Annotated in this window: 19 protein-coding genes; 9 read left to right on the forward strand and 10 right to left on the reverse strand. The window is 67.7% G+C overall.

Annotated elements, in window-relative coordinates; translation table 11 throughout:
- Nucleotides 1-17 precede the first annotated feature (17 nt).
- The 3 genes from IBX18_RS03870 to IBX18_RS03880 form a co-directional block, all read right to left on the reverse strand.
- Nucleotides 18-788, reverse strand: a complete 771-nt coding sequence (locus IBX18_RS03870) for an ABC transporter permease (RefSeq protein WP_194832337.1) — start codon at nt 786-788, stop codon at nt 18-20.
- Nucleotides 785-1768, reverse strand: a complete 984-nt coding sequence (locus IBX18_RS03875) for an ATP-binding cassette domain-containing protein (RefSeq protein ID WP_194832338.1) — start codon at nt 1766-1768, stop codon at nt 785-787. The genes IBX18_RS03870 and IBX18_RS03875 overlap by 4 nt, the downstream gene beginning before the upstream one ends.
- Before the next feature lie 119 nt (nt 1769-1887).
- On the reverse strand, nt 1888-2403 hold the full coding sequence (locus IBX18_RS03880) for an EXLDI protein (RefSeq protein WP_194832339.1): 516 nt from the start codon (nt 2401-2403) through the stop codon (nt 1888-1890).
- Nucleotides 2404-2636: 233 nt separating this feature from the next.
- Here IBX18_RS03880 and IBX18_RS03885 point away from each other — a divergent pair, with 233 nt between their 5' ends.
- Genes IBX18_RS03885 through IBX18_RS03900 form a run of 4 tightly spaced genes read left to right on the forward strand, consistent with a single transcriptional unit; the run spans nt 2637 to nt 7055 of the window.
- Complete coding sequence (locus tag IBX18_RS03885) at nt 2637-4304, forward strand: thiamine pyrophosphate-binding protein (RefSeq protein ID WP_194832340.1); 1668 nt, start codon at nt 2637-2639, stop codon at nt 4302-4304.
- A gap of 3 nt (nt 4305-4307) precedes the next feature.
- A complete protein-coding gene (locus IBX18_RS03890; protein WP_194832341.1) occupies nt 4308-4970 on the forward strand; it encodes an SRPBCC family protein in 663 nt (220 codons plus the stop codon).
- Nucleotides 4971-4977: 7 nt separating this feature from the next.
- A complete protein-coding gene (locus IBX18_RS03895) occupies nt 4978-6021 on the forward strand; it encodes a 3-oxoacyl-ACP synthase III family protein (protein WP_194832342.1) in 1044 nt (347 codons plus the stop codon).
- Complete coding sequence (locus tag IBX18_RS03900; RefSeq protein WP_194832343.1) at nt 6018-7055, forward strand: aminotransferase class I/II-fold pyridoxal phosphate-dependent enzyme; 1038 nt, start codon at nt 6018-6020, stop codon at nt 7053-7055. Before IBX18_RS03895 ends, IBX18_RS03900 begins: the two co-directional genes overlap by 4 nt.
- Before the next feature lie 5 nt (nt 7056-7060).
- Here the strand turns inward: IBX18_RS03900 and IBX18_RS03905 are convergent, their stop codons facing one another.
- Nucleotides 7061-8053, reverse strand: a complete 993-nt coding sequence (locus IBX18_RS03905) for a bile acid:sodium symporter family protein (protein WP_194832344.1) — start codon at nt 8051-8053, stop codon at nt 7061-7063.
- A 142-nt stretch (nt 8054-8195) separates the two neighbouring features.
- Here IBX18_RS03905 and IBX18_RS03910 point away from each other — a divergent pair, with 142 nt between their 5' ends.
- A complete protein-coding gene (locus tag IBX18_RS03910; protein WP_194832345.1) occupies nt 8196-8993 on the forward strand; it encodes an MBL fold metallo-hydrolase in 798 nt (265 codons plus the stop codon).
- A gap of 50 nt (nt 8994-9043) precedes the next feature.
- On the opposite strand, the gene IBX18_RS03915 is transcribed toward IBX18_RS03910, so the two are convergent.
- The 3 genes from IBX18_RS03915 to IBX18_RS03925 are packed head-to-tail and all read right to left on the reverse strand — an operon-like array spanning nt 9044 to nt 11190.
- Nucleotides 9044-9397 (reverse strand): hypothetical protein, encoded by a 354-nt coding sequence (locus IBX18_RS03915; RefSeq protein ID WP_194832346.1) that lies wholly within the window; start codon nt 9395-9397, stop codon nt 9044-9046.
- Nucleotides 9394-10266: a DUF692 domain-containing protein gene (locus IBX18_RS03920; protein WP_194832347.1), complete on the reverse strand. Its 873-nt coding sequence runs from the start codon at nt 10264-10266 to the stop codon at nt 9394-9396. Before IBX18_RS03920 ends, IBX18_RS03915 begins: the two co-directional genes overlap by 4 nt.
- Before the next feature lie 24 nt (nt 10267-10290).
- Nucleotides 10291-11190: a TIGR04222 domain-containing membrane protein gene (locus IBX18_RS03925; protein ID WP_194832348.1), complete on the reverse strand. Its 900-nt coding sequence runs from the start codon at nt 11188-11190 to the stop codon at nt 10291-10293.
- 151 nt (nt 11191-11341) lie between these two features.
- Here IBX18_RS03925 and IBX18_RS03930 point away from each other — a divergent pair, with 151 nt between their 5' ends.
- Nucleotides 11342-11719, forward strand: a complete 378-nt coding sequence (locus IBX18_RS03930; protein WP_306796109.1) for a cupin domain-containing protein — start codon at nt 11342-11344, stop codon at nt 11717-11719.
- An 18-nt stretch (nt 11720-11737) separates the two neighbouring features.
- On the opposite strand, the gene IBX18_RS03935 is transcribed toward IBX18_RS03930, so the two are convergent.
- Entirely contained in the window at nt 11738-12145 is a 408-nt protein-coding gene (locus tag IBX18_RS03935; RefSeq protein WP_194832350.1) for an SdpI family protein, read from the reverse strand.
- Between the two features lie 352 nt (nt 12146-12497).
- Between IBX18_RS03935 and leuS the strand changes: the two genes are divergently transcribed.
- Entirely contained in the window at nt 12498-15344 is a 2847-nt protein-coding gene (gene leuS, locus IBX18_RS03940; protein ID WP_194832351.1) for a leucine--tRNA ligase, read from the forward strand.
- A 77-nt stretch (nt 15345-15421) separates the two neighbouring features.
- Here the strand turns inward: leuS and IBX18_RS03945 are convergent, their stop codons facing one another.
- Entirely contained in the window at nt 15422-16123 is a 702-nt protein-coding gene (locus IBX18_RS03945; protein ID WP_194832352.1) for an SDR family oxidoreductase, read from the reverse strand.
- Between the two features lie 196 nt (nt 16124-16319).
- Between IBX18_RS03945 and IBX18_RS03950 the strand changes: the two genes are divergently transcribed.
- Both IBX18_RS03950 and IBX18_RS03955 read left to right on the forward strand, forming a co-directional pair.
- A complete protein-coding gene (locus IBX18_RS03950) occupies nt 16320-17657 on the forward strand; it encodes a glycogen debranching protein (protein WP_194832353.1) in 1338 nt (445 codons plus the stop codon).
- A gap of 113 nt (nt 17658-17770) precedes the next feature.
- Entirely contained in the window at nt 17771-18505 is a 735-nt protein-coding gene (locus tag IBX18_RS03955; protein ID WP_194832354.1) for a glycoside hydrolase family 25 protein, read from the forward strand.
- A gap of 73 nt (nt 18506-18578) precedes the next feature.
- Here IBX18_RS03955 and IBX18_RS03960 read toward each other — a convergent pair whose 3' ends face one another.
- On the reverse strand, nt 18579-20645 hold the full coding sequence (locus IBX18_RS03960; protein ID WP_194832355.1) for a PhoX family phosphatase: 2067 nt from the start codon (nt 20643-20645) through the stop codon (nt 18579-18581).
- Between the last annotated feature and the right edge of the window lie 59 nt (nt 20646-20704).

The raw sequence follows: 20704 nt of genomic DNA on the forward strand, positions 1-20704 counted from the left end.
TCATCGTGTAGTCGTGCTCACTGGGTCTGGCGGCGGAAAATCGAGTTGGCCCAGAAGAACCCCGCGGCGGTGAGGCCGGCGCACCAGGCGAGCGCGAGGATGCCGTTGTTACCGATCTCGCTGCCCATCAGCAGGCCGCGCACCGTCTCGGTGATCGGCGTGAACGGCTGATACTCGGCGAACTGGCGCAGCCCGACAGGCATGGTGTCGGTGCCGACCAGGCCGCTGCCGAGGAACGGCAGCATGATGATCGGGAAGACGACGTTGCTCGCGCCCTCCGGGTTCGACGACAGCAGGCCCAAGGCCACTGCGAGCCAGTTCAATCCGAAGATGGTGAAGCTGAGCAGACCGAACGCGGCGATCCATTCGGCCACGTTGGCGTCGGGGCGCCACCCGATGAGCAGCGAGACCGCGGCCATCAACACGATGCCGCCCAGTGCTTGCAGCAGCGCACCGAGCACATGACCGGTCAGCATCGACGACTGCGTGATGCCCATGGTGCGGAACCGGTTGACGATGCCCTTGGACGTATCGGAGGCGATGGACACCGCCACCGACGCCGTGATGTAGGCCGGGACCATCAGCAGCATGCCGGGCGCGAGGTAGTCGATATAGTTTCCGCCGGAAGACTTTTCGAGCGCGCCGCCGAAGACGAACTTGAAGACCAGCAGCAGGACGGTCGGCATCACGACGACGCCGATGCTCATGCTCGGATAGCGCTTGGCGTGGGTCAGATTGCGCCGCAACATCGTTGCGGAGTCGGCGAGGGCGTAGGACATGGTACTCATGCGACGGTTTCCTTTTCGGAGGTCGGCTGGCCGGTGAGGGTGAGGAAGACATCGTCGAGATTGGGCGTGTGCACCGCGAGCCCCTCGACCTCGATCTGTTCGTAGTCGAGTCGATCCAGCAAGGCCCGTAGCGATTTCACGCTGCCGTCGCTCGGTACCGCGAGGGTCAGATCGTCATCGTCGGCGTCGTCGTCATCGACCAACCGCGCGGCGACACCCAGCGCGGCGGACGCGGCGAACAAGGCGGTGCGGTCGGCGAACTGCAACCGGATATGACCACCCGGCACCAGCCGCTTCAGTTCCGCCGCAGTGCCTTCCGCGACGATCCGGCCGTGGTCGAGCACCGCGATGCGGTCGGCCAGGTGGTCGGCCTCCTCCAGATACTGCGTGGTGAGGAAGACGGTGACGTTGTAGTCGTCGACCAACCCGCGGATGAGATCCCAGATGACCCGGCGGCTGCGCGGATCCAGACCGGTGGTCGGCTCGTCGAGGAAGATGATGCGCGGATCGCCGACCAGGGTCATCGCCAGATCCAGCCGCCGGGTCATGCCGCCGGAGTAGGTGGACGCGGGCTTGTCGCCCGCCTCGACCAGGTCGAAGCGCGCCAGCAGATCCGCTGCCAGCCTTTTGCTTTCGCGCCGCGGCAGATGCTGCAGGTCGCCCATCAGGATCAGGTTCTCCCGGCCGGTGAGCAATTCGTCGACCGCGGAGAACTGGCCGGTGACCCCGATCGCCTTACGCACCGCGTCGCGTTCGGACTCGACATCGTGGCCGCCGACCCGGGTTTCGCCGCCGTCGGCGTGGATGAGGGTGCTCAGGATCTGCACGGTGGTGGTCTTGCCGGCGCCGTTGGGGCCGAGCAGCGAGTAGACCGTGCCCTCGGGGACGGTGATGTCGATGCCGTCGAGCACGACGTGCTCGCCGAATGATTTGCGCAGGCCCAGTGCCGAGATGGCGGGTGCGCGATGGCCGTTGACCATGGCGGTCCTTTCGGAAAATGAATTAGTGGATGCGCATGCATGCATGACTGAGTTACACCGCACCCGGTGTCCCGGTGCGGCTCGAGCTGTTGCTGTTCAGTTGTGCGCCGGCTCTTCGACTAGATGTCGAGATCCTCGATCTGCGGGCGTTTCGCGATATCGAGCACCCGCTCGTACACCTTGTCCGGCAGCTTGTCTTTCAATTCCTCGACCGAGTCCACGATCTCCAGGATGAAATCGCCCCAGTCCTGTTCACCGACGCCGAGCATGCGCCGCCAGTTCGTCAAATCCTTGATCCAGTTCTCGGATTGCGGATACTCGTCCCAGTTGGAGTAGTGCGCGTGCAGCACGAATTTGCCTTTGCGACTGCGGAACACCCGGATGTGTTCCATCCGCTGGTCGGTGACCTCGTTCGTCTCGAAGAGCAGCGCCCCGGAGAACCGGACCTGCCGGACGCCGTTGTGGCCGACTCGGACGATGACCTCGTCGTACCCTTCTTGTCGACCCTCTTCCAATTCGATGAACCGGCGCAGCGCCGTGGTCACCGCCCCGGAGAGATTGCCGCCAACCAGCTCCTGGGCCCGCTGGAACAGCGGCAGATCGTCATCGGCAACGTAGATCGTCTTGTTGGGCATGTCCCAACTATACGTAGATGTATACGTACACGCAAGCGCTCCCGGTAGAGCCGTGGATTTGCCCGTTCGGGAAGCCTTCGCCGAGGCAGGTCAACTCGGCCCGACACACCCTCGCCGCTTCGCGGTAGTCAAGCGTTGAACCGCCCGGCGCCCCGGCTCGTATCACTCCTGTACGCAGAAAGTGATCTCGCGTGTGCCCGATGCACAGGTGGACACCGCGGGAAGGAGTGCCGATGCAGACCAGGGTCGTCGACTATCTGGTGCAGGCGGTTTCGGCCCTGGGCGCCCGGCACCTCTTCGGGGTGGACGGTGCGAATATCGAGGACCTGTACGACGCGATCTTCGACGCGCCGTACGACGTCACCGGGGTGATCGCCAAACACGAGTTCGCCGCGGCGACCATGGCCGACGGTTATGCCCGATCGACCGGCGGACTCGGTGTCGTCGCCGCGACCTCCGGCGGCGGCGCGATGAATCTCGTTGCCGGACTTGCCGAATCATTCGCCTCCCGGGTGCCGGTGCTCGCGCTGGTCGGCCAGCCGCCGACGGCGCACGCGGGCAACGGCGCCTTTCAGGACACCAGTGGGCATCCGGGCACCATCGATGCCGCCAAGATGTTCGGCGAGATCAGCCGGTACTGCGCCCGCGTCGAGACCGCCGCCGAGCTGCCGGATCAGCTGGCCAGGGCGGTCGGCGCCGCTCGGCGCGGCGGTCCCGCCGTGCTGCTGCTGCCCAAGGAGGTGCAGCAGGCGAACATGGGCGCACTGTCGCCGATTCGCTTGCCTACCAAGGTGTATCGACGCGACGAGGCCGGGCTGGTCCGGTTGCGTGCCGCGCTGACGACGGCACGGCGGACCGGAAAGGTCGTGATCATCGCCGGCGACCAGGTCGCCCGCGACGATGCGCGGGACGAACTGGCTCGCCTGGCCGCCGTCTTGGATGCCGCGGTGGGCGTCGCCCCGGATGCCAAGGACACCTACGACAACCACGACCCCGGCTTCTGCGGCGTCGCGGGCAGCATGGGGCATCCCGAACTCGGCGCGGCGATCCGGTCCGCGGCATTGTGCCTGCTCGTCGGCACGCCGATGCCGATCACGACCCGCACCGGACTGGACGAATTGCTCACGGGCAGCCCCGTGGCGAGCATCGGCGTGACGCCGCCCTATCTGCCCGCCGTGCATGCCACGAGCACCGACCTGGCCCGCACCTTGGGCGAGCTCGCCGACGAATTCGCCGCTGCGCCCACGGCATTCGAACAGCGCCGGGCCACTGCGCTTACTCCACTGCGCGTTCCGGAATCCACCGGTCCCGGCGTGCGCTATCGACAGCTGGTGGAGACCATCGAGGCGGCGCTGCCCGACGGCACCGATGTCTTCGCCGACGCGGGCAATACCGGTGCGGCCGTAGTGCATCACCTGCGGGTGCCGCGCGGCGGCCGGTTCGTCGTCGCACTCGGGATGGGCGGCATGGGTTACGCGTTCGGCGCGGGCATCGGCTCCGCGTTCGCCCGCGGCGCCGGGCACCGCACCGTTGTCGTGGCCGGCGACGGCGCGTTCTTCATGCACGGCATGGAGATTCACACGGCGATCGAACACGAGTTGCCGATCACCTTCATCGTGCTGAACAACAACGCCCATGCCATGTGTGTGGCCAGGGAGCGACTGTATTACCGAGACCGGTACTCCTTCAACAGGTTTCAGACCACACACCTCGGGGACGGCGTCGACGCCATGTTCCCCGGCCTGTCCACCCGTTCGGTGCGCAGCACCGCCGAATTGGCCGCGGCCCTGCCGCAGTGCCTGCGAACCCCTGGGCCGTCGTTCCTCTCGATCGACGTGGACCCGGATGAGATCCCGCCGTTTCTGCCGTTCTTGACCGCCATCGAACACATTCAGGAGTAAGTAATGACGACCAGTGCGCTGCCAGCACTCAGCGATATCCCGGCCGACGACGCGCCGCCCGGTGTCCTGCGTATCGAGAACTCCGACAAGGACGCGACTACCCCGATCATCATGGACATGCTGCGGTCGGTGTACCCGCACGACCAGGTCTTCGGCGAATACTGTCCGGTACAGGCCTATATCGCCGCGCCGCCGCGCGAGGTGTACGAGTACCTCGCCGATACCCGTTCGCTGGAGGAGTGGACCTACAGCCTGCGCGGGTTCGTCCCGACCGAGGAGCCGGGTCTGTGGCTGGCCTACGACCGGCTCGGCGACGAGACCCAGATTTTCACCAGGACCGTCGCGCATCCCGAGGCGATGACCGTCGACTACCACTGCGCCTGGGACCAGTCACAGCACCTGTGGATGATCTACCTGCTGCGGGTCGTCGACGCGCAGGCGGTGTTCAACAAGCCGGGTTCGGTGGTGCTGTGGGTCAACTGCAAGCATCCGTTCTACGACGAGAACCCCTATCCGGAGACCGCGCCGCCGAAGCGGCCGGTCTGGGTCGGCGACTTCTGGGAGATGTTCTCCGCCGGCCATCAGCTGGAGATGGACAACCTCAAGGCGATCTGCGAGTACCGGGCAGCGCACGGCCTGCCCGTCAAACCCGACTGGATGAAGTGAGATTCACATGATCCCCACCAACCCGGCCGCCCCGGGACTGCCCTCGGTCAGCCTGGTCGATGTCGCCAGCTACCTGCCAGGGGAACCGGTCGGCACCGAATATTTCACGCAGTTCTCCCGCTCGGACCGGATGGCCAAGAACGTGATGTTCCGCTCGCCCAAGGCCCGCCACCATGTGGACCGGGACGAGACGGCGGTGGACATGGTCGAACGCGCCGTCGCGCCGCTGATCGAACGCCATGGCGCGCAGTTCATCTCGGACATCGATGTGCTGATCACACACACCCAGCTGCCGACCAACCCGGTGATGGGATGCGGGCCCGAGGTCGCCAAGCGGCTCGGCGCCCGCCCCGACTTCGTCTACGACGTGCACAACGGCGGCTGTGCCGCCTTCGTGCACATGATGTCGATGGCCCGAATGGTGTTGCAGACCACCAGCGCCCGGACGGCGCTGATCGCGGCGACGCAGAACTGCGCGGGACCGGTGTTCACCCAGCCCGATATCCGCAAGCTGGCCCAGGCGCCGGTGCCCGGCGACGGCTGCGGGGTTGGTCTGCTGGTCAAGGACGACAGCGCGCCGATCCTGGACATCGAGTGCCGCACCTACCCCGAATTCGCCGGGGACATGGAGTTTTCCACCAACGGCGAGCGCAAGTACTGGGAACCGGGCGAGGGCCAGGGCTGCGTCAGCTTCACCGAATCGAAGATCACCAAGGTGTTCGCGCGTGGCAACCGGCTGGTGCCGGAAGTGGCGCTGGCGGTGTGTGATCGGATCGGGGTGAAGGGCCGCGACATCGACACGTTCGTCACCAATCAGCCGAACCGGCTGTTCCTGCGCAACTGGCACGACGCGCTCGAGCTGCCCGCCGAACGGCATCCGGACACCTTCGACCGGTGCGGAAACCTGTTCGCCGCAGGCATTCCGGTGACGCTGGACATGGAGAACCGAGCGGGCAGGCTGCGCAACGGGTCGGTGGTGCTGATGTCGGCGTTCGCGCACGCGGGTGACTTCGCGGGCGCCGCGGCCATCCGGTGGGGCGCGGCGCGATGAGCCCGCACCTCGTCGAGGAGAGCACGCCGTCGCGGCAGCGTGGCAGCTCTTCCGCGGCGGCGGAGTTCGATCTGACACTGAGCGAGAATCCGTTCCCGCCGTTGCCCTCGGTGCTGCGTGCGGTGAACAGTGCGCTGGCCCAGGCCAATCGGTATCCGGAGTTCTTACCGCGCGAGCTGCCGACGGTGATCGCGCGGCATCTGGGCCTGCATCCGGATCAGGTCGTGGTCGGCTCGGGCGCGACCGGGGTGGCGCTGCAGATCATGCAGTCGTTGACCACGTCCGGTGCCGGAATGGTTTACGCGACACCGACGTTCGACGGTTACCCGATCATGGCCGAGATGACGGGCCTGGCGACGGTCGCGGTGCCGTTGGACTCGGCGGGCGAGCAGGATCTGCCCGCGATGGCCAGGGCCATCGATAAACGGACCGGGCTGGTGGCGGTGTGCCGTCCGCACAATCCCACGGGCACGGTCGTCTCGGCGCGTGAACTGACAGCGTTTTTGGGCGAGGTGCCTGCACGGGTGCCGGTGATCCTGGACGAGGCCTACGTCGAGTTCCTGGGCGCCGCCGAGTACATCGACCCGCTCGCGCTTCTGCGCCGCCACCCCAATCTCCTTGTGCTGCGCACCTTCTCGAAGGCATACGGCTTGGCTGGGCTGCGCATCGGCTATGCCTTCGGCAGGCGCGAGCTGTTGGCCCGGGTGCGCAGGCTGCAATTGCCGTTCGGGATGAGCGCCGCGGCGGTGGCGGCGGTGTCCGCGTCCTACGCGGCCGAGCCCGAACTCGCCGCGCGGACCATGCGGATCACCGCCGAGCGGGACGCACTGCGCGACGCGCTACGGCGCTGCGGGATCGCGGTGCCGCGCAGTCACGCGAACTTCCTGTACCTGCCGGGGCCCGGCGTGGCCACCGCGCTGCGGCGGGCGGGCATCGCCGCCAAGGCGTATCCGGATGGGAGCGCGCGCATTGCGGTCGGCGATCCGGTAGCGGCGCACGCGGTGCTGCGGGCGCTCGAGACGCTACGCAGGTAGCCGCGTCAGGCGGCCACTGCCGCGTCGGGTTCCTGCGCCTGCTTGGCCCAGCGTTGGGCCAGCGCGGCGCAGGTGATCAGCTGGATCTGGTGGAACATCATCAGCGGCAGCACGATCAGCCCGACCGGCTGGCTCGCGAAAAGCACCGTCGCCATGGGCAATCCGGTGGCGAGGCTCTTCTTGGAGCCGCAGAACACGATCACGATCCGGTCCGCGCGCGAGAAGCCGAAGACCCGGCCGATCAGCATGGTCACCGCGATGACGAGCGCGAGCAGCACACAGCACACCCCCGCCAGCGCGAGGATCCGCCACGGCGAGAGCATGTGCCAGATGCCCTCCACCATGCCCGCGCTGAACGCGCTGTAGACGACGAGCAGGATCGAGCCGCGGTCCACCAGCTTCGTCGGCTCGGCGTACCGGCTGAGCCAGCGGTGCACCTTGGGCCGGATCAGCTGGCCGATGAAGAAGGGCACCAGCAGTTGCAGGACGATGTCGCCGATCGAGGAGAAATCGACGCTGGCCTGGCCCGTGGTGTTCATCAACAGGATGACCAGCAGCGGAGTCACGAAGACGCCCAGCAGGTTCGACGCCGTCGCGCTCACGATCGCGCCGGGCACATTGCCCTTCGCGATCGAGGTGAACGCGATGGAGGACTGCACGGTGGAGGGCACCAAGCACAGGAACAGCAGCCCGGTGTACAGGTCGTCGGTCAGCACGCTGGGCACCAGCAGGTGCGCCGCCAACCCCAGCAGCGGGAAGAGCACGAAGGTACTGGCCAGCACGACGACGTGCAGCCGCCAATGGGTCAGCCCCGCCAGCGCCTCCTTCGGCGAAAGCCGGGTGCCGTACAGCAGGAAGAGCAATGCGATGGCAATCTTCGTCAGCACGCCGACTACGTCGGCAGCGGTCCCCCGAGCAGGAAAAACGCTGGCCAGGGCAACCGTAGCGAGGATCGACAGGATGAATCCGTCGATATAGAACTTGCTGAGGAATCGCACAACACACGCTAACGCCGAGACTGTGCCCTGATCGAACCGAGAAGTACGTATTTCGTCACACCATGGGATGTCTGGGCATACTGGAAATATACGAACGTTCGTCCGTACACTTGTCGAAAGCCGGACGAACGAAGGAACGACGATGCAGATCCGCCGACTGGGCTGGGCAGGCGTGGAAATCGAATTCGACGGCGCCACACTGGTGATCGACGCCGTGCAGGACAGCGAGCTGCTGCGCGGTGCACTGCCGGACGGCGCATTGACCACCCCGCGACCCGCGAATGCCGCACTGGTCACCCACCTGCACCTCGACCACGCCGATCCCTCCGGGCTGTCGCGCATCCTGGCGGCCGACGGCATCGTGCTGCGCCCCGAGCCGATGGTGGGCACCGGCGACGATCTCGCGTGGACCGCCGCGGCCGAAAAGGGCTTCGCCGCACACGATCTGCCGACCCGGGTGGTGACGGAGTGGGCAACCACCACCATCGGCCCGTTCGAGGTGACCGCGGTACCCGCCGTCGACGGACTCGGCGACCCACAGGTGAACTGGGTCGTCGGCGCCGGCGGCCACCGGATCTTCCACGGCGGCGACACCCTCTTCCACGGCATGTGGTGGCTCATCGCCCGCCGCTGCGGCCCGTTCGACGTCGCGTTTCTGCCGATAAACGGTGCGGCAGTGGACTTTCCACACCTGCAACCGGCCAGTTCGTTGCCCGCTGTGCTCACGCCGGAGCAGGCCGTGCTGGCGGGACACCTACTCGGCGCACGCACCGTCGTCCCGATCCACTTCGGCCTGGACCGTCCGCCGTATTACGTGGAAGTCGACGACTCGCTGGCCGAGTTCCGGTCCGCAGCATCAGATCTCGGTGTACACACCACGGTGCTGGCGCCGGGGGAATCGTTGGAACTCTGCGCGATGGCGGCGAATCGCAGCGAATAGGCTCCGCTCACGGACGCCCGCGGAGGCGGGACGAATAAGGGCGGCACCCCCTATCGGCGTTTGCGGAGCAACAACTTTCGGGCGCGAGAGCATGCGGAGCCGCTGAGCGCGATGCCCGCGTACTCGGCGAAAGCCGTTGCGTCCGAGGCGGTCGACGTCTTGGGCTTGTCCGCGGCCCAAGCGACGAAGCGCGCGGTGAAGTCCGCACCGCAGGCGTGCACCAGCAATGGGAAGCGGCGCGCGACCTCGCCTGCGCGTTTGCGCAGCAACGCACGTGCCGCCGCGGCGACGGCTTCGGTATCGAAACCGTCCGGCACCGGACTCCCCGCCACCAGTGCCCGAACCAACGCCGCCTGCTGCTCGGCGAGCAGATCGGTATCGACCTCCGGCGGCTGCGGATTCATGTGCGCGCCAGGCGTGCGCGCCCAGTGATCGACGGTCGGTGCGCGGCTGCGGCGATGGCATCGAGTTCGTCGAGGAGCTCGGCGGCGGGTGGATAGTTGCCGTCGCGTTCCAGCATCAGCGGCACCGGATGAACGTCGGTGAAAGCACTGACGAGAGCGAGGACTTCGGCGGGGATGGGATCGGTGTGCGTGTCGTGGTAGCGGCCGTCGGATTCGTGCCCACCCGCGACGTGACAGTAGGCGACGCGATCCGTTGGCAGGCGCAGCAATTCGGCAAGGGGATCGCGGGCACGGTTGCGGGCGTTCGCATAAACGTTCGCGATGTCGAGCAGCAGATACACGCCGGTTCGATCGACGAGCTCGGCGAGGAACTCCGACTCGGTGTATTCGTCGTCGGGCCAGTCGAACAGTGCCGCGATGTTCTCCACCGCAAGTGGCACGTCGAGCGCCGCTCGAGTGCGGGAGATGTTGCGCGTCAACACATCCAGCGCCGCCTTGGAACGCGGCACCGGCAGCAGATGTCCCGCCTCGACACCACCCGCACGCACGAAAGCGACGTGCTCGCTGACCAGCGGCGCACCGAGCGCTTCGGCGCACGCGGCGAGATGCTCGATCCGGTGCTCGTGCACCGGTTCGGCGCCACCGAGCGACAACGAAATACCGTGCGGCACAATCGCGGTCCCGCCCGCGCGCAAGGCAGTCAGTTCGGCGGGAATCGTGAGCTCCGACCTGCCGAGCAGCCGCCGACGAACCGGCAGCGACTCCGCGATCACCTCGGCGAACCTGAGTCCATCCAACTCCGCGATCACGCCACAGATCTCCGGCCGCCAGCCGATCCCGAGCGCGCCGTCCGGCAGCGGTTCGCTCATTCGCGGCTCCGGCCGGTGCCGTGGTCAGCCGCCACAGCCGCCGCCACCACCTCCGCAACCGCCACCTCCGCCACCGCCGTCACCGCCACCACTGCTACCGCCGTCGCCGCTCGACGAGCTCGGTGGCTCGACGGCGCTCGCGAGACCGGGGTCCAGCGACAGCAGTGCGGCGCCGCCGAAGATCGCCGCGGCCAGCGCGGCGCTTTCGGCGCCATAGGTGGCGTAGGCCGGCGAATTGGACGGCCGCAGATGCGCGTTGCTGCTGGTCGCGTTCTTGCGGGCCAGCCTGCCGAGCGGTGTCAGCCGCGGTTTGGCGACCAAGAAGAAGTAGCAGAACGCCTGCACGATCAGGGCGAGCACGAGGAACGCGACCGGGTTGTTGTTCAGCGTCCCTGCGACGAACCGCACCACGCCTACCGCTCCGACGATCAGCACCGGCAGCCCGGCGTCCCGCAGGCTGCGCCGGAAGGCGGCGTCGGGAAAGTAGCCGCGCTTGATCATCGAGTCGCGCAGCGGACCGAGCGCCGCCGCCGAGCCTGCGGTCAGCGCGGCGACCGTCGGTTTGGCCCCGGCGGCGATCCGTTCGTAGATCGACCGGGTGAACGGATCCAGTTGCCTGCGGTCCTCGGCGTTCAGCGGCCGCGCCGGCGCCGCGGCGGAGTCGATGAGGTCGTGGCTGCGCAGCCGGGCCAGCGCGGTCAGCGCCGCCCGGCGGTCGTCGAACAGCATGGCGACCTCGGGTAGTGACAGCTCCGTGCCCGGTCGTTCGAGACCGCCGGTGTCGACGGCGCCGCGGGTCACCCGCAGCCGCATCCACAACCCGAGCAGCACTGCGATGGCCACGCACGGCCAGTACAACGCCATGAAGTCCGGTCCGGAGATCCCCCAGGTATCGCCCGCGGCCATCAGGTCCAACACAGTCATCTCTACCCCGAAATCACGCCGGTACTGCAACGCCCCAAGTATGGACCGCCGGTAACGATGCCGACAGGGTTGGACCCGAAACGTAACTCGGCCGATCTTCCACACCCGTCGCCACAGCCCTGTGGATGGCTGGGGATGATTCGATGGAGTGGTGACGCGACGCGAGTACCAGGTGAACGCCGCACCCGCGCGGGGCACCGCGAGCCGCGTGTTGTTCCGCCGCACCCTCGGCAGGCGCGAGGTAGTGCTGCGCCAGACGATCATCGAGCCGGGCGGCAGCAGCGGCTGGCACTATCACGACGGCACCTTGTTAGTGCTGGTGACCAAGGGCGTTCTCGATCATCCCGGCGCCGACTGCACGCCGGTGACCTATCGCCGCGGCCGAATCTTCCGCGAACCGAGCGGCCCACGGTATCCCCATGTCGCACGTAATCGAGGTTCGGTCGCCGTTCACCTCTGCGTGCTCTACCTCAACCCGGTCGGGAGTCCGCTGTCCCGCAACGTGCCCGCACCGGACTGTGCCGACTAGCGAGTACCGACTGACGAGTCAGGTGGCGGGCTGACAGGCATCGCGCAGCGAACAAGCGCCGCAGGCACTGCCGCAGCCGCCGACTTCGGCGGGCGGAGCGAGGGCGGCGGCCGTCGAGGCCGCCGCGTTGGCGCCCGCGCCGAGGGTGAACAGGGCGACGATGGCCGCGCCCGCGCCGACGAGCAGAGCGACGAGGCCGCCGGCGGCCAGCGCGACGAGACCACCGGCGAACAGCAGCGCCCCGGCCGCCAATGAGGTGGGGGCGGCGACACGATTCGCGATGCGGAAGGTCTCGTCGTCGGACAGCGCGGCCTCGGTGTGCACCCCGACGAAGCGGTTGCGCGGCAGCCTGCCGATCAGCCCGAGTGCGCCGGTTGTGACGGCCACGAGGGCCAGCACGAACAGGACGAGAGCGACGACGAACACCCATGCAGGCTAGCGCATCGGTGCTATCGGCCCGCCGGGTGCTCCCCCGCAACCGACCAGCACTCGATCGTCCACCACCCCGGACGAGCGCTTTCCACACTGCGTCGCAGCAGGTTGCCGACGTAGCAACCAAACGCATTGTTGGGTCCGCTCAGCTGGGAACGACAACTCGCGAGTAATGCGAAGGCGGTGCGGCGCAGTCGCATACCGACGGGCGGGTAACTTCGTTCCCGGCGCGGAAGCGGACGCGCCGAAGGAGTCCGCACAGCCCGATTTTCAGTACTGCGGTCCGCACGTTCTACCCTGATAGACGAAGTTTGTCGGGGATCGGCGATCACAAGAAGGCAGGACCGTGCAGGACACTCGTGCAACCGATAGCGATGTACCCGAGCATCGGTACAACGCCGAGCTTGCCGGCCGCATCGAACAGCGGTGGCAGCGGACTTGGGCGGAGCGTGGCACCTTCCACGCGCCGAACCCGGTCGGCCCACTCGCGGGTGACACCCCGGCCGACAAGTTGTTCATCCAGGACATGTTCCCGTACCCCTCGGGTGCGGGCCTGCACGTCGGGCATCCGCTCGGCTACATCGCCACCGATGTCTTCGCGCGCTACCACCGGATGCACGGCCGCAATGTGCTGCACGCCCTCGGCTTCGACGCCTTCGGCCTGCCCGCCGAGCAGTACGCGGTGCAGACCGGCGCGCACCCGCGGGTGACCACCGAGTCGAATATCGCCAACATGCAGCGCCAGCTGGGCAGGCTCGGTCTCGGCCACGACAGCAGGCGCTCGTTCGCGACGACCGATCCGGAGTACTACCGCTGGACCCAGTGGATCTTCCTGCGCATCTACAACTCCTGGTACGACCAGGAGTTGAACCGGGCGCGCCCGATCGCGGAGCTGGCCGACCAGTTCGCCGGCGGCGCACGGCCGGTCCCGGGCGGGAAGTCCTGGGCCGAGCTCAGTACCGCCGAGCGCGATGCGCTGCTGGACTCCTATCGCCTGGTGTACCTGACCGATTCGATGGTCAACTGGTGCCCCGGCCTGGGCACGGTGCTGTCCAACGAGGAGGTCACCGCCGACGGACGCAGCGAGCGCGGCAACTTCCCGGTGTTCCGTAAGCGCCTGTGGCAGTGGATGATGCGGATCACCGCCTACGCCGACCGGCTGATCGACGACCTGGACCACCTGGACTGGTCGGATCAGGTGAAGACGATGCAGCGCAACTGGATCGGGCGTTCGCGCGGCGCGCAGGTGAAGTTCGACGTGGCGGGCGAACAGATCGAGGTCTTCACCACCCGCCCCGACACCCTGTTCGGCGCTACCTATGTCGTGCTGGCACCGGAACACGAGCTGGTCGACAAGCTGACCGCGGCGGACTGGCCCGCGGGCACCGATCCGCGCTGGACCAACGGCAACGCCGCGAACCCTGCGGAAGCCGTTGCGGCCTACCGCAAGTCGATCATCGCCAAGTCGGATCTGGAACGGCAGGAGAACAAGGAGAAGACCGGCGTCTTCCTCGGCGTCCACGCCGTCAACCCGGCCAACGGCGCGGCCGTTCCGGTCTTCGTCGCCGACTACGTGCTGAGCGGCTACGGCACCGGCGCGATCATGGCCGTGCCCGGCCACGACCAGCGCGACTGGGAATTCGCCACCGCGCTCGGCCTGCCGATCGTGCAGGTGATCACCGGCGGCGATATCACCGAGGCCGCCTACTCCGGCGACGGCGAGCTGGTGAACTCCGGCTATCTCGACGGCCTGTCCGTCGAGGACGCCAAGGCGACCATCATCGCCAGGCTGGAGACCGAGGGGCACGGCAACGGCACCATTGAGTACAAGCTGCGCGACTGGCTGTTCGCGCGGCAGCGCTACTGGGGCGAGCCGTTCCCGATCGTCTTCGACGAGGACGACCGGCCGCACGCGTTGCCGGAATCGATGCTGCCGGTACAGCTTCCGGAGCTGGACGATTTCGCGCCGGTCACCTTCGACCCGAACGACGCCGACTCCCAGCCGTCCCCGCCGCTGGCCAAGGCCACCGACTGGGTCAACGTCGAGCTGGACCTGGGCGACGGGCTCAAGAAGTACCGCCGCGACACCAACGTCATGCCGAACTGGGCGGGCAGCTCCTGGTATCAGCTGCGCTACGCCGACCCGACCAACTCGGAAACGTTCTGCGCCAAGGAGAACGAGCAGTACTGGCTGGGCCCGCGCCCGGCCGAGCACGGCCCGGACGACCCCGGCGGCGTCGACCTGTACATCGGCGGCATGGAGCACGCGGTGCTGCATCTGCTGTACGCGCGGTTCTGGCAGAAGGTGCTGTTCGATCTGGGTGACGTCAGCGGCAGCGAGCCGTACCGGAAGCTGTTCAACCAGGGCTACATCCAGGCCTACGCCTACACCGACGAGCGCGGCGCGTACGTGCCCGCCGCCGAGATCGTCGAGCGGGACGGCAAGTTCTACTGGACCGATCCGACCGGCACCGAGATCGAGGTGTTCCAGGAGTACGGCAAGATCGGTAAGTCGCTGAAGAACGCGGTCTCGCCGGACGAGATGTACGACCTGTACGGCGCGGACACCTTCCGCTTCTACGAGATGTCGATGGGTCCGCTGGACAGCTCGCGGCCGTGGGCGACCAAGGATGTCGTCGGCGCGCACCGGTTCCTGCAGCGGGTGTGGCGGCTGGTGGTGGACGAGGAGACCGGCGGGGTGCGCGTCGCAGACACCGCACCGTCGGCGGAAACCCTGCGGCTGCTGCACAAGACGATCGCCGGGGTCGACGAGGATTATGCCGCGCTGCGCGACAACACCGCGGGCGCCAAGCTGATCGAGCTGACCAACCACCTCACCAAGACCTACCCCGAGGGCGCGCCGCGCACGGTGGTGGAGTCGCTGGTGCTGATGCTCGCGCCGCTGTCACCGCACATCGCCGAGGAACTGTGGGATCGCCTGGGCCACACCACATCCCTGGCGCACGGGCCGTTCCCGGTGGCCGATCCGGCGCTGCTCGTCGACGAGTCGGTCGAGTATCCGATTCAGGTGAACGGCAAGGTGCGCAGCCGAATTCAGGTGCCCGCGGACGCCGACAACGCGGCCATCGAAGCGGCCGCGCTGGCCGACGAGAAGATCGCCGCGCTGTTGAACGGTGCGGCTCCGCGCAAGCTGATCGTCGTCCCCGGCCGTCTGATCAACATCGTCGCGTAGACAGCGGACGGGACCTCGTCACTCGGCGAGGTCCCGCTTCTGTCGGTGGCTCCGAGCGGGTGACGAGCGGCCCCTGGCTAGCTCGACGCAGGCCGCAGCACGATCTCCGTCGGATGCCCGTCCCGCGGTGTCTCGACCGCATTGCGCACCGCACCCGCGACCGTCTCCGCCCGCAGGAACTGCTCGGGCCGGTACTCGCGCCCCTCGTGCGCGATGATCTCGCGCTGCATGTCGGTGTCGATGCGGCCGGGATGAATCGAGGTCACCCGCAGCGACGGCTCCTCCAGCCGCAGCGCGTCGGCGAAGGCGCGCAGCCCGAATTTGCTCGCGGCATAGGAGGCCCAGCCCGCGTTCGCGCGCAGCCCGGCGCCCGAATTGATCAGCAGCACATGGCCGTCCGCCGCGCGCAGCGCGGGCAGCAGCACCCTGGTCAGCTCGACCACCGCGATCAGGTTGGCCTCCAACGTGTTTCGCCACTGCTCGACGGTGGAGTCGGCGATGGTACCCAGATCCTGGATGCCCGCGTTGTGCACGAGCACGTCCAGCCGCCGGATCGGCGCGGCCGCCGTCGCCACCGCCGCGTAGTCGGTCAGCTCGACCGGCCAGCCGGTCGCGTCGGGTATCTCTTTCAGGATGTCGCGCAGCGCGTCGGCGGACCTGGCGCCGAGCAGCAGCTCGTGCGACGGCGCGAGCTCGCGGGCGATCGCGGCGCCGAGGCCACGGCTGGCGCCGGTGATCAGCGCGGTCGGCTTCGGAGAGCTGGTCACGGCATAGGTCATGCGCCCCACCGTAATAGCTCGGCAAAACGAAGCGATGCACGCATACAGCGACAGTCGAATCTCGAGCAGCGAATTACGGACGGGGCATTCGAGCGTGAGAACCGCCGAGCACGAGCCGCCCGCCGACGGGTGGGACCAGGCCGAGTCGGACACCGCCGAACGGGCGTACTTACGGGTGGCACCGCAGAATAGGGGGATGGCACACCCGGGTTTCACCCCGACACAGCTCGCGGCCCGCGCCGCCTACCTGCTGCGCGGCAACGACCTGGGCACCATGACCAGTGCGGCGCCGCGGCTGTATCCGCACATGTGGAGCTGGGATGCCGCCTTCGTCGCGGTCGGGCTGGCGCCGCTGAGCGTGGAACGCGCGGTCATCGAGCTGGACACGCTGCTCTCGGCGCAGTGGAAGAACGGCATGATCCCGCACATCGTCTTCGCCAACGGCGTCGACGGCTATTTCCCTGGCCCGTCCCGGTGGGAGTGCCGCAAGCTGGCCGCCAACGCCCCCGACGGCCCGGACACCTCGGGCATCACCCAGCCGCCGGTGCACGCCATCGCGGTGCAGCGCATCCTCGACCACTCCCGCCGCCACGGCCGCAGCACCCGCGCGATCGCCGAGGAGTTCCTGAACCGCCGCTGGCCGGACCTGGTGCGCTGGCATCGCTGGCTGGCGCACGCCCGCGCCCCCAAGGACATCGGGCGGATCACGCTGTATCACGGCTGGGAATCCGGCATGGACAACTCGCCGCGCTGGGACCGGGCCTACGACAACGTGGTGCCCGGCGACCTGCCGCCGTACCACCGCGAGGACGTGCTGGTGGTCGCCGACCCGACGCAGCGGCCGAGCGACCGCGAATACGACCGCTACCTATGGCTGGTCGAGCAGATGCGCCGGGCGGGTTACGACGATTACCAGCTGTCCTCGACGATGAGTTTCGCCGTCGAGGATGTGTTCGTCACCGGGATTTTCGCGCTGGCCTGCGAGGTGCTCGCCAATATCGGCGAGGAGTACAAGCAGCCGCACGCCGACGTGCGCGAGTTGTACGCGTGGGCCGACCGCTTCCGGGCCGGCGTGGTCGCGACCACCGATGCCCGCACCGGCGCGGCCAGGGACTTCGACGTGCGGTTGCAGCGCTGGATCGGCACCGAGACGCTGTCGATGTTCGCGCCGCTGCTGTGCGGCGGGCTGCCGCGCGACACCGAACGTGCCCTGCTGCGCACGTTCGAGGGGCCGCGCTTCTGCGGGCATCCGGATCTGCGCTACGCGCTGCCGCCGTCGACCTCGCCGGTGTCGCGCGAGTTCCGCTCGCGCGAGTACTGGCGTGGTCCGGTGTGGCCGGTGATGAGCTGGCTGTTCTCCTGGGTGTTCGCCCGGCGCGGCTGGGCCGAGCGCTCGTTCATGCTGCGCGCCGAGGGTCTGCGCCAGGCCAGCGATGGCAGTTTCGCCGAGTACTACGAGCCGTTCACCGGGGAGCCGCTCGGCAGCATGCAGCAGTCGTGGACGGCCGCTTCGGTGCTCGACTGGCTGGGCTGAGTACGGAAACCAGGGGTTTGCGGGCGGTCAGCGCCGTATTCAGGTAAATGTTGCGCAACTGCCTCTTCCGTAACACTGGTCACAAGTAGATCAAATAGCTATCGTCGAACGCCATGGACACCCCTCGTTGGAGCTCGACCATCCGTCGTCGCGGCACGGCCCTGTCCCTCATCGCGCTATCCGGCATCCTCACGGCTACCCTGTCCGGCACCGCGGCGGCCGCGCCGACCGGTCCGGACGTCTCGTCCTGGCAGCACATCGACGGCAGGCTGATCGACTGGTTCGCGGTGAAGCGGGCCGGGCACGACTTCGCCATGGTCAAGGCCACCGAGGGCGTGAGCTACATCAACCCCTACTTCGTGCCGGACAGCCTGCTGATGCGGGCCGCGGGCGTCGCGCGCGGGACCTACCACTACGCCAGGCCGAACCTGCCGCCGGAACCGCAGGCCGCGCTCTACGCCACGGTGGTGCTCGGCCAGAACGGCGCAATGGACCTGCCGCCGGTCCTCGATCTGGAGACAACCGGCGGGCTGGCCCCCGCCGCGCTGATCGACTGGACCCGCCGCTATCTGAACACGGTGCAGGCGCTGACCGGACGCACCCCGATCGTCTACACGTACCCGAACTTCTGGCGCACGGCGATGGCCGACACCAACGAGTTCACCCGGTACCCGCTGTGGATCGCCGACTACCGCGGCAACGAGGCACCCGAGGTGCCGGGCGGCTGGCCGACCTGGACGTTCTGGCAGACCACCGACAGCGGCGGCATCGACGGCATCACCGGCCGCACCGACTTGAACGTATACAGCGGCGCGCAAGGCGATTTCGCGCGCTTCGCCAATATGTAGCGACCGCCGAAACCACGAAACCGCCACTCCTGCAGGTAGGTTCAGTGGCGGCTTCGTGGGGAAGGGCCGGGCGTTACGCGCCGATCCGGCCGCCGTTCTTCTTCCAGACGACCGCGACCGAGGCGCGCGGCTGGGCGGTGCCGCCATCGGGCCAGTGCGACAACGGGTTCTCCGGCGTTGCGTCGTCGGCCTCACCGGGATGCTGCACGCACACCAGGACGCGCGACTCGGTGACGACCGGGCCACACGTCTCGGCGCCGCGCGGCACGGTCAGGAACTGTTTGGTCGCACCACGATTCGGGCCGTCGAGCACCACCGAGAACAGTCCGTCGTTGGACTTGAGAGCATTGCCGTCGGTGGAGATCCACAGGTTGCCGTAGGGATCGAAGGCCAGATTGTCCGGGCAGGAGATCGGGCTGACCTTGGACTTGTCGAAGCCGGCGAAGTAGGTGTCGGCCGCGTTCGGATCGCCGCAGACCAGCAGCAGCGACCAGGTGAACTTGGTACCGGTGTGGTCGTCGTCGATCTCGAGGACCTGGCCGTTCTTGTTCAGGTTGCGCGGGTTCGCCTCGTCCGGCCCCTGCTTGCCGTCCTTGCCGCGGTTGTCGTTGTTGGTCAGCGCCACATACACCTTGCCGGTGTACGGGTTGGCCTCGAAGTCCTCCGGGCGGTCCATCTTGGTGGCGCCGACCTTGTCCGCGGCCAGCCGGGTGAACACCGCGACCTCGTCCGCGCTCATGCCCTCGACCAGCGACTTGCCCTTGCCGTCCGCGCCGGTCTCCAGCAGCGGAAGCCATTGGCCCGTACCGGTGAAACCCTGGTCCGAGGGCTTGGCGCCGGTGCCGTCGATCTTGTCGGCGTGGTCGCCGGTCAGCTTCGCCACGTACAGCGTGCCCGCGTCCAGGATGGTCAGGTTGTGCCGCATGCTCGACGCACCGCTGCCCGATTGCACCTTGCGCGTGGACACGAATTTGTACATGTAGTCGAACTTTTCGTCGTCGCCGGTGTAGGAGACGACGTCACCGCTCTCGGTGACGTAGATGCTGGCGCCCTCGTGCTTGAGCCTGCCCATGGCGGTGTGCTTGATCGGCGTAGAGGTGGGATCCCACGGGTCGATCTCGACGACATAGCCGAATCGGTTGGCCTCGTTCGGTTCCTGCGCGACGTCGAAGCGCTTGTCGGTGCGCTCCCAGCCGTTGGGCGTCTTGCCCGCGGTGAAGCCGTACCGCTTGAGCCGGGCCGCGGCGGTGGCTTCGGTGGCCTTGTCGCCGTTGGCGAAGTAGCCGTTGAAGTTCTCCTCACCGGAAAGCACGGTGCCCCACGGGGTTACGCCGCCCGCGCAGTTGGCGATGGTGCCGAGCACCTTGGTGCCGGTCGGGTCCGCGGCGGTCTTGACCAGGTCGCTGCCCGCGGCAGGCCCGGTGAGCTGGAACTCGGTGGTCGCGGTGATCCTGCGGTTGTACTTGCCGAAGGCGGGAACCAGCTTGCCCGTGCCCGGCTCGCCGCGCACCTCGACGACGCTCAAGCCGTGCGCCGCTTGGGTGATCGCGATCTGCTCGTCGGTCGGCGCTTCCTTGTCGTAGCCGCGGAGCATATGCGGGCCGGTGGTGTATTCGTGGTTGACCACGAGCAGGAAGGCATTGGGCTGCCCCTCGATCGGGAGCAGCGCGGCGAAGTCGTTGTTGTAACCGAACTGCTTGGCCTGCGCGGCGGCCGACTGCTTGTCGAAGTCGAAGGCGGGCGCATCGGCGAAGATCGGGTCACCCCAGCGGATCACGACGGACTGGTCGTAGCCGTCCGGGATCACGATGGCGTCCTCTTTGTTCGGCGCGACCGCCGCGAACTCGGTACCGGTGCCGGGCGGTCCGCTCGGCGACGGCGACGCCGAACCCGCCTTGTCGACATCATCCCCGCAAGCAGCGAGCACACTGCCCGCGCCGACGGCGAGCACGGCCGCCGCGCCGCCCTTGATCAGTCCGCGCCGATTCAGCGAACTGACGATATCGCCGAAGTACGCACCACCGGAGGTGTTGGGCACCTCGTGGAAACAGGCGTTCGCGCATTTGTATTCGCAGGTCACCGAAGCTCGTGCGGATTGCCCGTCGTGCTTCACGAAGAGGGCGAGGGGGATCAGGCTCACGGCCGAACCGTAAACGACCCGGACAATCCGGAAACGACGTAAAGGTGAACAGCTGACCA

This window comes from Nocardia sp. XZ_19_369, from assembly GCF_015355715.1.
GTDB lineage: Bacteria > Actinomycetota > Actinomycetes > Mycobacteriales > Mycobacteriaceae > Nocardia.